The organism is Clostridium sp. AF19-22AC, from assembly GCF_003479085.1.
GTDB classification, from domain to species: Bacteria; Bacillota; Clostridia; order Lachnospirales; family Lachnospiraceae; genus Faecalicatena_A; species Faecalicatena_A orotica.
In genome coordinates this window covers 111497-123431 of the sequence record NZ_QUGN01000012.1, presented here as the reverse complement: position 1 = coordinate 123431, position 11935 = coordinate 111497, and the positions used below count along the sequence as shown (strand labels likewise).

Annotated in this window: 11 protein-coding genes; 5 read left to right on the top strand and 6 right to left on the bottom strand. The window is 47.4% G+C overall.

Annotation, left to right across the window (positions count from 1 at the left end; translation table 11 throughout):
* Window positions 1-102: 102 nt before the first annotated feature.
* From DWX43_RS14920 to treR, 3 genes are all read right to left on the bottom strand, one after another.
* Entirely contained in the window at window positions 103-1419 is a 1317-nt protein-coding gene (locus DWX43_RS14920) for a replication-associated recombination protein A (protein ID WP_118620841.1), read from the bottom strand.
* A 112-nt stretch (window positions 1420-1531) separates the two neighbouring features.
* The gene (locus DWX43_RS14915; protein ID WP_118620840.1) at window positions 1532-2119 is read right to left on the bottom strand and encodes an SOS response-associated peptidase; all 588 of its coding nucleotides are present in this window, start codon (window positions 2117-2119) and stop codon (window positions 1532-1534) included.
* A 51-nt stretch (window positions 2120-2170) separates the two neighbouring features.
* Window positions 2171-2893: a trehalose operon repressor gene (gene treR / locus DWX43_RS14910; RefSeq protein WP_109732088.1), complete on the bottom strand. Its 723-nt coding sequence runs from the start codon at window positions 2891-2893 to the stop codon at window positions 2171-2173.
* Between the two features lie 246 nt (window positions 2894-3139).
* On the opposite strand from treR, the gene treP reads away from it, so the two are divergent.
* The 3 genes from treP to DWX43_RS14895 all read left to right on the top strand — a co-directional run bounded on the left by treP (window position 3140) and on the right by DWX43_RS14895 (window position 7364).
* A complete protein-coding gene (gene treP / locus DWX43_RS14905) occupies window positions 3140-5050 on the top strand; it encodes a PTS system trehalose-specific EIIBC component (RefSeq protein ID WP_109732089.1) in 1911 nt (636 codons plus the stop codon).
* A 16-nt stretch (window positions 5051-5066) separates the two neighbouring features.
* Window positions 5067-6719, top strand: coding sequence for an alpha,alpha-phosphotrehalase (gene treC, locus DWX43_RS14900; RefSeq protein ID WP_118620839.1), 1653 nt, complete (start codon window positions 5067-5069; stop codon window positions 6717-6719).
* 84 nt (window positions 6720-6803) lie between these two features.
* Window positions 6804-7364: a glutathione peroxidase gene (locus DWX43_RS14895; RefSeq protein ID WP_118620838.1), complete on the top strand. Its 561-nt coding sequence runs from the start codon at window positions 6804-6806 to the stop codon at window positions 7362-7364.
* Window positions 7365-7524: 160 nt separating this feature from the next.
* Here the strand turns inward: DWX43_RS14895 and DWX43_RS14890 are convergent, their stop codons facing one another.
* Genes DWX43_RS14890 through DWX43_RS14880 form a run of 3 tightly spaced genes read right to left on the bottom strand, consistent with a single transcriptional unit; the run spans window position 7525 to window position 10392 of the window.
* Entirely contained in the window at window positions 7525-8961 is a 1437-nt protein-coding gene (locus DWX43_RS14890) for a M20 family peptidase (protein ID WP_118620837.1), read from the bottom strand.
* A 34-nt stretch (window positions 8962-8995) separates the two neighbouring features.
* The gene (locus tag DWX43_RS14885) at window positions 8996-9658 is read right to left on the bottom strand and encodes a hypothetical protein (RefSeq protein WP_109732093.1); all 663 of its coding nucleotides are present in this window, start codon (window positions 9656-9658) and stop codon (window positions 8996-8998) included.
* 5 nt (window positions 9659-9663) lie between these two features.
* Complete coding sequence (locus DWX43_RS14880; RefSeq protein WP_118620836.1) at window positions 9664-10392, bottom strand: DUF5058 family protein; 729 nt, start codon at window positions 10390-10392, stop codon at window positions 9664-9666.
* A 464-nt stretch (window positions 10393-10856) separates the two neighbouring features.
* On the opposite strand from DWX43_RS14880, the gene DWX43_RS14870 reads away from it, so the two are divergent.
* Entirely contained in the window at window positions 10857-11336 is a 480-nt protein-coding gene (locus DWX43_RS14870; RefSeq protein ID WP_118620835.1) for a MarR family transcriptional regulator, read from the top strand.
* A gap of 27 nt (window positions 11337-11363) precedes the next feature.
* Window positions 11364-11912, top strand: coding sequence for a flavodoxin domain-containing protein (locus DWX43_RS14865; RefSeq protein ID WP_109732096.1), 549 nt, complete (start codon window positions 11364-11366; stop codon window positions 11910-11912).
* Window positions 11913-11935: the final 23 nt, after the last annotated feature.

Genomic DNA, 11935 nt, shown 5'->3' with positions numbered 1-11935 from the left:
ATGGGGACACAATATATGGGGAAAAGGTCAAAAAGTGACAGGGCAGATCCCAAAAAGTGACACCACAAAAGTTAATTGGGGACGTAGTAAAGTTGAGGTTTACTACGTCCCCAATTTCCATGTTTGTATTTCTTTTAAGCGTTCTTTTATTTTTTGTTCTTCTCCCTGCCCGGTAGGGTGGTAGTATTCCCGGTCTTTCAGTGAGTCCGGCATGCACTGCATATGTGTTAGTTTTTCTTCGGTATCGTGTGCGTATTCGTAGCCTTTGCCATATTCTAGTTCTTTCATCAGACGGGTGGGGGCGTTCCGGATCTGGAGGGGGACCGGTTCGGCCCGGAGTTCGCGGACGTCTTTTTTGCAGTCTTCGCAGGCTTTGTATAGTGCGTTGGATTTCGGGGCCATTGAGAGGTAGGTGACGGCGTGGGTCAGGTGGACGTCGCATTCCGGCATTCCGAGGAAGTGGCAGGCCTGATAGGCGGCTACGGCTACCTGGAGTGCATGGCTGTCGGCCATCCCTACGTCCTCGCTGGCAAAGCGGATCAGGCGCCTTGCAATATAGAGTGGGTTTTCTCCACCTTCCAGCATCCGCATCATCCAGTAGATGGCGGCGTCTGGATCGCTGTTGCGCATGGATTTGTGCAGCGCGGAGATCAGGTTATAGTGTTCCTCGCCGTTTTTGTCGTAGAGGAGGGATTTCCTGCTGATGCACTGTTCAAGGCCTTCGTTTGTTACGGTAATGCCTTCTGCACTGATTTCTCCGTTGATGACTGCCATCTCCAGCGTATTCAGCGCAGTTCGTGCGTCTCCGTTTGCAAATGCAGCGATTGCCTGTACCTGTTTGGGAGAAATCTGTACGTTCTGGCTGCCAAAACCGGATGGATGGGAAAGTGCATTGTTCAGGAGCCTGACCAGATCTTTTTCTTCCAGTGCTTTCAAAACGAAGACACGGCAGCGGGAGAGCAGGGCGGCATTGATCTCAAAGGACGGATTTTCCGTGGTGGCGCCGATCAGGATGATGCTGCCTTTTTCTACAAAAGGAAGAAATGCATCCTGCTGTGCCTTATTGAAACGGTGGATCTCGTCCACAAAGAGGACGGTCCGGATCCCCATGCGCCGGCTGTTCTCGGCCTGGTTCATGACTTCCTTGATTTCTTTGATCCCGCTCGTGACGGCACTGAAATTGATAAAGTCGGCCTTTGTCTGTCCGGCAATGATACTGGCGAGGGTGGTTTTCCCGACGCCCGGCGGCCCCCAGAATATCATGGAGGAAATCTGGTCCCGTTCGATGAGCTGCTTGAGCATCTTCCCCTTTCCAAGCAGGTGCTCCTGTCCTACGAAATTTTCCAGAGAGTCCGGGCGGAGCCGGCTGGCGAGGGGAGCCGTCAGTTTGCGGTCATCAAATAATGTCATTTGTTCCATAGTGAAATTCTCCTTTGTAAAAAACAAGATTAGCGGGTATATCCTAAAATCAGGCGAAATGTGTAAATTGCACTAAAACATATTTGCCGATTCATTGTAATCGCCTTAAAGATCATAAAAGAGGCAGTGTCTGCTGTTCATATTCCGCTTCTTTCTTTAACGGCCCCGGCACTTTATGCAGAATCAGTTCTGTCTGCGAATCATCAAAAATCCATGCATCCAATTCTTCTTGATTTAAAACCAGAGGCATCCGGTCATGAACGTTTTTCATGGAATCATTCGCATCAGTCGTCAGGATGACGAAGCGTACGCCCTTGTCAAATTTTTTATAGAAACCGGCAAGGTAACAAGTCCTGCCATCCGGTTTCCGGAAGGTGTATTTTTCCTTTTCACTGTTCCATTCGTAAAAACCGGCGGCAGGAATGGCACACCGTCTTGACTGGATGCTGTCGCGGAAAGTCTTTTTATCGAGTGCAGTCTCAGAACGGGCATTGATAATCAGGTTTGACTTGCCGAAACCCGGGAATCCCCACGTGAAAAGTTCCGCCGCAAATTCATTCTCCCGTCCGGTAATGACCGGTGCCTGCCCGGATGGAAAGACATCCCTTTTCCCAGCCCCGGTTAATTTCTGATCGAGATGGCGGACGAGTCGTTCAATTTCTCTGGCTGTCTCGTCATCAATATAATAACGTCCACACATAACAGGTACTCCTTTCAAAATAAAAAAGTCCGGAGACGGCATGGATACCAATCACCGCTTTCTTGTAGCCGTATCCTGAAAACAGAAATAATCCGGCCGGTGCCGGGACTGTGTATATTCGAACATAATACCGTCCGCATTATAAGTCTGCCCCGTGATCACTGCAAGACAGTTATAGTCATTGAGCTCCAGATATTTTTCATCAATCTCTGTTGCGCGCTCCACCGTCATTTTTCGTTTACTTGTAACGATAGCCATTCCCAATTCATTTTCAATATATTCATAAATGGAATTCCCGGCAATTTCTTTTGTCAGTCCGGGAACCTCGGATTTCAGAAACATATTGATATCCAGAATCAGCGCCTTATCTTCCAGATAACGGACACGCTGAATATAGTACAGCTCACTCATGACCGGAAATCCCGTATTGGCGGCAACCCGTTCATCGGCCGTGATTTCGGCAAAACGGACAACGTCCGTGCGGGTCCTTTTATGATTTCTGACAGCAGATTCTTTAAAGGATTCGATCCCACCGATAGTAAAGGAAGCCTGATCGACCGGCTGGTAAATCACGCGCACCCCTTTCCCGTGCAGAGACTGGACATACCCCTGTTCAGCCAGCTCGGACACGGCCCTGCGGATTGTATTCCGGGAACAGTCATAGATCGTTACCATCGTGTTCTCCGAAGGAAGCAGTTCCTGATAAGGATATTCCTGAGATTCAATTTTCTTTTTTAAATCTTTATATATCGTTTCAAATTTGGCCTTTGGCATAAATATCACCTTTCTAAAGCGTTTTGCTTGTTTAAACATCTGATTTTATTATAGCTGATAAAAAAAAGAAGTCAAGAAAGCCGTGGGGATTAAAGTATCTATCGCTAATGCATTTATAGAAAAAACTAAGAAATTTCTAAATATAGGTTGACTTGTTTAAACAAGTGTGGTATAAAAGAATTACAGAACTTGTTTAAACAAGATACTGAGCGAATAGTCTGATTGAAAAGTTTGGGAGGAAAAGTCATGGGCAAATATGCAGAGGACGCAAAAGAGCTTCTGGAACTGGTAGGAGGAAGGCAGAACATAGCAGCTGTCTCACATTGTATGACGAGAATGCGGTTTGTGCTTAGCGACCCGTCAATAGCGGATGTGAAAAAGATTGAGGCGATGAAGGCAGTGAAAGGCAGCTTTACCCAGTCCGGCCAGTTCCAGGTCATTATCGGGAATTCAGTGGCAGATTTTTATAATGATTTCGTGGCAGCCGCGGGGATTGAAGGGGTATCAAAGGACGCTGTAAAGCAGGCGGCAAAGAAGAATCAGAATCTGCTGCAGCGGGCGGTCACGGCGATCGCCGAAATCTTCGCACCATTGATTCCGGCAATCATTGTCGGAGGTCTGATCTTAGGTTTCCGTAATTGTATTGACAGCTTGTATTTATTCGAGAACGGAACAAAGACACTCTGCGATATCAGCCAGTTCTGGTCCGGTATCGACAGCTTTCTCTGGCTGATCGGCGAAGCGGTATTCCACATGCTTCCGGTCGGAATCTGCTGGTCTGTTACGAAAAAAATGGGAACGACCCAGATGCTTGGAATCGTCCTTGGACTGACACTCGTGTCAGGACAGCTTCTGAACGCATATGCAGTGGCTTCCACGGCGGCAGCAGATATCCCATTCTGGGACTTCGGATATTTTAAAATCAACATGATCGGGTATCAGGCACAGGTCATTCCGGCCATACTTGCAGCATTTACACTCGTATATCTGGAAAAGTTTTTCCGGAAGATTACACCCCAGGTAGTCTCTATGATTGTTGTCCCATTCTGCAGCCTCGTACTGGCAGTTATCGCGGCACATTTTATCCTCGGGCCGGTGGGGTGGAAGATCGGTTCTGCCATTTCCAGTGTCGTATATGCAGGAATCACGGGCTCCTTTAAAGTTATTTTCGGCGCAGTCTTCGGATTCGTGTATGCCCCTCTCGTCATTACCGGGCTGCACCATATGACCAATGCCATCGACCTTCAGCTGATTGCGGATTACAGCGGGACGATGCTGTGGCCGATGATCGCGCTGTCAAACATTGCACAGGGCTCTGCTGTTCTTGGAATGATTACGCTGCAGAGGAAAAATGCTGCGGCACAGGAGGTGAACGTCCCGGCCTGCATCTCCTGTTACCTCGGGGTCACAGAACCGGCCATCTTCGGCGTCAACCTGAAACATCTCTACCCGTTTGTGTGCGGGATGATCGGCTCGGCTTGTGCGGCAGTCATCTGTGTGGCAACAGGCACAACGGCAAATGCAATTGGCGTCGGAGGACTCCCCGGAATCCTTTCCATCCAGCCGAAATATATGCTCTCCTTTGCAATATGCATGGCAGTGGCAATCGCAGTCCCGTTCCTGCTTACCGTAATTGTAGGAAAGAAAAAAAGTATGAAAAGATCAGAAACTGAAATGATTCCAGAGGATACAGAAGAACCCGTAAAAGAATTAAAGGCTTTTCTGGACGGCAGAGTCATTCCGTTAAAAGAAGTGGGAGACGGTGTGTTTTCCGAAGGAGTCATGGGAGACGGACTGGCAGTGATCCCGGAAAATGAAACACTGTGCGCCCCGGCAGACGGGACCGTGACGGTGCTGATGGAGGAGTCCAGACACGCCTGCGGCCTGACGCTTTCCAATGGCATGGAACTGCTTCTCCATGTTGGGATCGATACGGTCGACATGAAAGGAGACGGGTTTGAATATCTCGTGAAAGAGGGGGATAAAGTCCGTACGGGAGATCCGCTCATCTGTTTCGACAGAAAAAAAATCAAACAGGCAGGCCATCCAGATACAACGGTGTGCATTATTACGGATGAAGGAGAGGCGCGCGGTATCCAGTTCCATACGGGTATCCGTGCAGAGGCAAATGATACGGCGGTGATTACATTTGAATAAGCAGGAGGAACAGAGCATGGCCGGTTTTAAAGATAAAGTAGTATATCAGATTTACCCGAAATCATTCAAAGACTCAAATGGGGACGGATTCGGGGATTTAAGAGGAATCACGGAAAAGCTGGATTATCTGGAATCACTGGGTGTAGATTACCTGTGGCTGACCCCGTTTTTCATTTCCCCCCAGCATGATAACGGATACGATGTGGCAGATTACTTAAAGATCGATCCTCGGTTCGGTACGATGGAGGATTTGGAGGAGCTGATCAAAAAGGCGGACGAAAGAGGAATCGGCCTGATGCTGGATATGGTATTCAATCATACTTCGACGGAGCATGAATGGTTTCAGAAGGCACTGGCGGGCAGTGAGGAATACATGGACTATTATATCTTCCGGGATGGAGAGAAAGACCGGCTGCCAACAAACTGGATTTCGAAATTCGGCGGGCCGGCATGGGAGTATGTCCCCCATCTGAAAAAATGGTATCTCCATCTGTTTGACGTAACGCAGGCAGATCTCAACTGGGAGAATCCGAAGGTCCGCGGTGCATTAAAGGATGTGATCCGGTTCTGGAAGGAAAAAGGAATCAAAGGGTTCCGGTTTGACGTCGTGAACCTGATATCGAAGCCGGAAGTATTTGAAGATGATTACGAGGGCGACGGGAGAAGGTTTTATACAGATGGGCGGCATGTACACGAATTTTTAAAGGAACTGGTGCGTGATACCGGGATTGAAGACATGGTGACGGTGGGCGAGATGTCATCCACATCGCTGGAAAACTGTATCCGGTATTCCAATCCTAAGGAAAAAGAACTGTCTATGTGTTTTAACTTCCACCACTTAAAGGTGGATTATAAAAATGGAAACAAATGGGAACTGGCAGAACCGGATTTCGCAGCCCTGAAGGAACTGTTCAGGCAGTGGCAGACCGGGATGCAGAATGCGGACGGCTGGAATGCAGTCTTCTGGTGTAATCACGATCAGCCGCGTGTCGTATCCCGCTTCGGGGATGACAGGAAGTACTGGAAGGAATCGGCGAAAATGCTGGCCGCGGCAATCCACCTGATGCGGGGGACCCCCTATATTTATCAGGGTGAAGAACTCGGGATGACGAATGCCGGGTACCGGTCCATCGGACAGTACAGGGACGTAGAGAGCCTGAATTATTATGAAATCCTGTTAAAAGAAGGAAAAACCACGGACGAGGCACTGGACATTCTGGCAGGGCGTTCCAGAGACAATGGCCGCACGCCGATGCAGTGGAGCGGGGAAGACCATGCAGGGTTTTCGGACGCAGAGCCGTGGATCGGACTGCCTGAAAATTACCGGGTAATCAATGTCCGGGAGGAAGAAAAAGATGAAGACTCGATTCTGACGTTTTATAAAAAACTAATCAGGCTCAGGAAAGAAAAACCTGTAATTGCAGAAGGAAATATTGAGTTTATCGATGAGGAAGATCCCGGCCTGATGGTATACCAAAGAAGTCTGGGAACCGAGAAACTTCTTGTGCTGTGCAATTTCCGGCCGGAAGCTGTCAGGGTAAAATCAAAAGAGGCACTGGCGGCACTCACGGGTGGATATGATAAAATACTCGGCAATTATGGGGACGGGCCGGAAGATGGCACCTTACGTTCTTATGAGGCAGTTGTTTTATATTCTGTTTCCGTATAAAATTCATGCATACGATATATAATACTTTCCAGAGCAGGCGTATAGGAAGAACGCTTTAAAAGCCGGGAAAGGAAGTAGTAACAGATGGAATTAAAAGAAATCGAACTGACGCGGATCGACGGTACGAAGGAGAAAATGGAGGACTATTCAGGGAAAGTGCTCCTGATCGTAAATACAGCAAGCAAGTGTGGATTTACCCCGCAGTATGCCCAATTAGAGGCGCTCTACAAAAAATACCAGGACAAAGGCGTAGAAATACTGGCGTTTCCCTGCAACCAGTTTAAGGAGCAGGAACCGGGGGATGACAAGGAGATTGATACCTTCTGCCGGAAAAATTACGGAGTGACATTTCCGGTATTCTCGAAAACAGAAGTAAAGGGAGAACATATACACCCCCTGTTCCGGTATTTGACAGAGAAAAAGGGATTCGAAGGTTTTGACAAGGATCATCCGCTAAGCGGCAAGCTTCATGAAATCCTCTCAGAGGAAAATCCGGAATATGAAAAAAGCAATGATATAAAATGGAATTTCACCAAGTTTCTGCTGAACCGGGATGGAACGGTCATTAAACGGTTTGAGCCGACGGCCCCTGTGGAAGAAATCGAGAAAGATATTGAAGAACTCGTGGGGTATGAGGATAAATAGAAGCAGACAGGAACAAAAAGACAACATGGATAAAGGGATGTCAGGAAATAGACAGTTGTAACAGGGGAGACCGTGGCTCACATAAGCCACGGTCTCCCCTGAAACTTTCTGCAAAAAAAGAAAAAGATGGCTAACGACAGTCCCTTACACCGTCCTTATGCTAACATTTCTTTAAAAGCCGTACATAGAATTCCACAGTTTTTACGAGTGTATCGACCGGGACACGCTCATTATTCCCGTGGATCATACCCCGCTCCTCTTTTGAAAGCTTCATGGCCGAGAACTTATACACTCTGTCGGTGATCCGGCAGTAATGCCAGGAATCACTGCATGCCATCATCAGATAGGGAGAGACAATGGCATCCTGCCAAGTATCCACAACGGCCTGACAGAGGCGTTTGTATTCCTCGCATCCGGTGTCTGATTCTGCGGAAGGATTCCTTCCTTCATAGACCGTCACATCAATGTTCGGATTGTGAATGGTCTTTTCCAGATAATCTCTTGCGGATTCCACCGTATCACTGCCGAGCAGGCGCAGGTTCATTCCCACAGATGCTTTCGGAGGAATGACATTGAAGGCTTTTCCACCTTCCATTTTCGTGACGGCACATGTGGTGCGCATCATGGCATTGAGCTCCCCGCCGGATGCCCTGCATATCCTGTCAAATAGTCCCTCGAAACACCAGAGGTTTGCGAAAATCAGTTTGTATGTAAAGGTAGAATAACGGCCCAGTGTATCCAGCATTTCTCGGACCGGTTTTGTAAGCTGCCGTGGGAACGGGTGGTTTTCCACTTCCGTGACGGCCTGTGCCAGTTCCCCGACAATCGTATGTACAGGGGGCATGGAGGCGTGGCCGCCGCCGCTCTTTGCATGGAATTCGATGTTGGTCAGTCCCTTTTCGGCGATACCGATCAGTGCACACTCCTTATCAACGCCCGGGAAAACATTTTCCACAACAGCGCCGCCCTCATCGACGACAAGCGCAGGGCGGATGCCGCGCTGTTCGAATAAATCCACGATGGCGGGGCAGGTCGGCCCGTTGATCTCTTCCTGTCCGGAAAATGCAAAATAAATATCATGCTCCGGAACAAAACCTTCCTGTATCAGTTTTTCAGCGGCTTCCATAATTCCGCACAGAGTCCCCTTTGTATCCAGCGTACCCCTCCCCCAGAGAACACCGTCCTCCACGATTCCATCGAATGCCGGTTTATCCCACTGGGACTCCTCGACAGGGACGACATCATAGTGGGACATTAGCACGACGGGACTGTCGGGGCTTTTTCCCTTCCAACAGTAAAGCATTCCGTTTTCACCTACAAATTCCCGGGAACATGCTTCATGGATATGTGGGAACAATGCAGGGAGCAGTTCCTGAAACTTACGGAATTCTTCCTTGTCAATCAGATCGGGATCATTATAAGAAATCGTCCTGCAGCGGATCATTTCTGCCATATCTTTTACAATCTTATCGCTGTCCAGGGCAAGGGCATCACCGGACGGCATGTATCTTTCTTCTGGCTTGTAGCCGAGCGCACGTACAATCAGCACTGCAAGAAAAAGCACAATTAAAATGAGAATAACCCATAGAACTATCATAATAAAACCTCCTTTGTAACTGCTCAGTGACAGATTACAGTTTTCCTTTTTTATAAAGAATCCGGGCACCGCCGATGGCGATCAGTGCACCAACCGGAACAAGGACGCCGACAGAACCGGAGAGTGACGGCACCAGCAGGAACAGCACAATCATGAAAATGAGCGGTGCAATCGAAATCTTCCAGTTTTTACTTACATATACGACCGCAAGTCCTCCAAACAGGGAGGGAAGTATATTATCGAAAGCCGGTTTCAAGAGCGGTGAATTTAAGATCGGGGTCAAAGGCACAAGGAGCGCAACGCCCACGGCGATGATCAGGGTTGTAACGATGGATGAGGTGGCAATGGCAATCGTGGACACCACTTCGCCTTCTTCACTTCCTGGTTTCACCTTCATATTCTCCATTGCTGTCAGTGCCGCAGGTACCTTTAAGTTTGTCAGGTTGCCCGTAACAAAAGCGAGATACGATCCGGCCGTTCCGAGCATGGGGACAAACGTGAGCACTTCGATCAGCCCGACTGTCCAGAAGATCGGGGCAACGCCGAGCAGTCCTTTGAGCACAGGCGTCCATCCCGGCCATGCATCATAGTAGATACAGGCGGCAACAGGGAAGGAAAAGATCATGATAAGAGCCGTGAGTATCCAGATCCGCCCGTAAAGGTGTGTTTTGTCTTCGTAAGTACGATTCGTCTTCATTGATATCAGCCTCCTATCAGTGGTGTAATAAACGCTGCAAATATCATGGCTCCCAGCATACTGACAGGGAGGGCATAGTTTTCCAGCCATTTCATGCTGCATTTTTTAATAAGCAGTCCGCAGACTCCCATGATCAGGGCCGAGAATAAGAGGACGAAGATCGGGATCCAGCCCTTTAAGCCCGAGCGGATATCAGCGAATACCATCCCGAGGAATGCGGAAATCATTCCAAGAAACAGGGCCGTCATCAGGATATCCCCCCATTTGCTGTCCTTGTTCTTGATCTTCATCAGCCCTCCCTGAATCTTGCGGATGAACAGTGGTACCCAGAGAAGCCCCGGGAAGATTCCGAGGGTCATAACCCATGCGATTGCGGTGTATACCTTCGGGTCCGTGATCGTCTCAGATAGTGCAGAGATGCCGAGCGCATTTGCTGTCGTGGTCGCTGCGGGAAGTTCATATGTAATGGCGCCGATCACACTTAAGCGCAGCCACGGCAGCGGAAGCCCCAGAAATTTCGAGAGCGTGATGACTCCAAGCAGTATGGAAAGTGCCGGAGCAAAGGTAAAAATGGCAGTGGAAATCATCGTTTTTTTGATCTTGCCCATGTCCATACCGAGCGATTTCCCCCTCCGGTATGCCCGCACAAGGAAAAATACAGACTGGCAGATAACGAACAGAATGATCATGCCTGCGAGTAAAAATAAAAAAGTGCTGCTGGGATTAAAATTCATGTCTCTCCTCCTTTGATAGTAAGTACAGGCGGGAACGCAGACTGCACCGTAAATAAGATGCCGTAATACGGCCCGTACAGGGAAAACCGTTCCACCTGATATAGTCTTTATTATATCACGTGAAGTCTGAAAATAATACAAAATACACTATGAAAAGCAAAAAAATAATTGCAAAAATAAGCAATATATACAAAAAGCAGAGGCGCGGTTCAGCACCTCTGCTTTATTCCCTTCATCATCCCGAAAAGGGATGAGGTCAGAATTTTTCCAGATAAATTTTTTCAATCAGGTTAATGACTGCATACAGCCCCATCGCCATAATACAAAGAAGTACGATAGACATCAGGAGCCAATCCATTTTAAACAGGCGGGACGGCAAAATGTCAAAATGTCAGCCTCTTTGTTGACAAAAAGGTAACTTGTTGCTATAATCAAGTAACAAGTTACTAAACAAGGAGGGGCTCATGGAAATAAAAGATTTGATAGAAAGATTTTCAGATTCGCCGGAAAATCAGGGGAAGGCTATTTTTAGCACACTTTTTATTGCGGGGAACAGGCTTCAGACAGTTTTTGATAACAATATTCCGGAGGTGTCGCTAAAGCAGTTCATGCTTTTAACGATGATCAGACAGTCGAAGGAACAACTGACATTCACTCAATTAGGCAGGCTTCTTGGCTGTTCCAGACAGAATATCAAAAAATTGGCACAAGCTTTAGAAAAAAAAGGATTCGTCGTCATAAAACAAAGCGAAAATGATCTGCGTGCCGCGGGTATTTATCCGACAGAAAAATTAACCGAATACTTTAATACCGTATTTGCAACATATGAAAAGCAGTTAAATTATCTATTTGAAGTCTATACTATTGAAGAAATCGGACAGTTATTTACTTTGATGATGAAACTGTATGCCGGCATAGACAATCTGGAAAAGAAGCTGCGATAACGAATGGAGACGAAAAGGAGAATAAATATGTGTAAAATTCTGGTACTGTACAAATCGAAATACGGCGCTTCAAAAAAATATGCCAAAATGCTGAAGGAGGAGTTTTCCTGCGATGTTTTTGAAATCGGGAGCTATAACTTCAGTGGGATAAAGAAGTATGATTTGATTGTGGCCATCGGCGGCATGTACGCAGGCGGCGTGTCGGTTATGAAATACATACGGAAGAATATCAGGCTTCTTGAAGATAGGAATATCATTATTTTTGCTGTTGGTGCAAGCCCGTTTCATGAAAAAGAATTCGAAGCGGTTAAGGAACATAACCTGAAAAACCTTCCCTTTGAAATTCCGATGTTCTATGGCAGAGGTGCATACGATGAGACGGTTATGGACTTTAAAGACAGAACCTTATGCAGGATGCTGAAAAAATCGTTGAGCAAAAAAGATCCGAATACACTGGAACCGTGGATGAAAGCATTTTTCGAAGCAGATGGCGGAAGCTATGACTGGACAGAAAGATCCTATTTGGAACCACTCATCGGTTATGTGAAAAAATATGCAGATTCTATCAAAAAATGATTCATAAGTACAAGGCGTTTTCT

Excerpts from the sequence above, each read along its gene's own strand:
- DWX43_RS14920 (WP_118620841.1), bottom strand. The coding sequence starts at position 1,419 with ATGGAACAAATGACATTATTTGATGACCGCAAACTGACGGCTCCCCTC.
- DWX43_RS14915 (WP_118620840.1), bottom strand. The coding sequence starts at position 2,119 with ATGTGTGGACGTTATTATATTGATGACGAGACAGCCAGAGAAATTGAA.
- treR (WP_109732088.1), bottom strand. The coding sequence starts at position 2,893 with ATGCCAAAGGCCAAATTTGAAACGATATATAAAGATTTAAAAAAGAAA.
- treP (WP_109732089.1), top strand. The coding sequence starts at position 3,140 with ATGGGCAAATATGCAGAGGACGCAAAAGAGCTTCTGGAACTGGTAGGA.
- treC (WP_118620839.1), top strand. The coding sequence starts at position 5,067 with ATGGCCGGTTTTAAAGATAAAGTAGTATATCAGATTTACCCGAAATCA.
- DWX43_RS14895 (WP_118620838.1), top strand. The coding sequence starts at position 6,804 with ATGGAATTAAAAGAAATCGAACTGACGCGGATCGACGGTACGAAGGAG.
- DWX43_RS14890 (WP_118620837.1), bottom strand. The coding sequence starts at position 8,961 with ATGATAGTTCTATGGGTTATTCTCATTTTAATTGTGCTTTTTCTTGCA.
- DWX43_RS14885 (WP_109732093.1), bottom strand. The coding sequence starts at position 9,658 with ATGAAGACGAATCGTACTTACGAAGACAAAACACACCTTTACGGGCGG.
- DWX43_RS14880 (WP_118620836.1), bottom strand. The coding sequence starts at position 10,392 with ATGAATTTTAATCCCAGCAGCACTTTTTTATTTTTACTCGCAGGCATG.
- DWX43_RS14870 (WP_118620835.1), top strand. The coding sequence starts at position 10,857 with ATGGAAATAAAAGATTTGATAGAAAGATTTTCAGATTCGCCGGAAAAT.
- DWX43_RS14865 (WP_109732096.1), top strand. The coding sequence starts at position 11,364 with ATGTGTAAAATTCTGGTACTGTACAAATCGAAATACGGCGCTTCAAAA.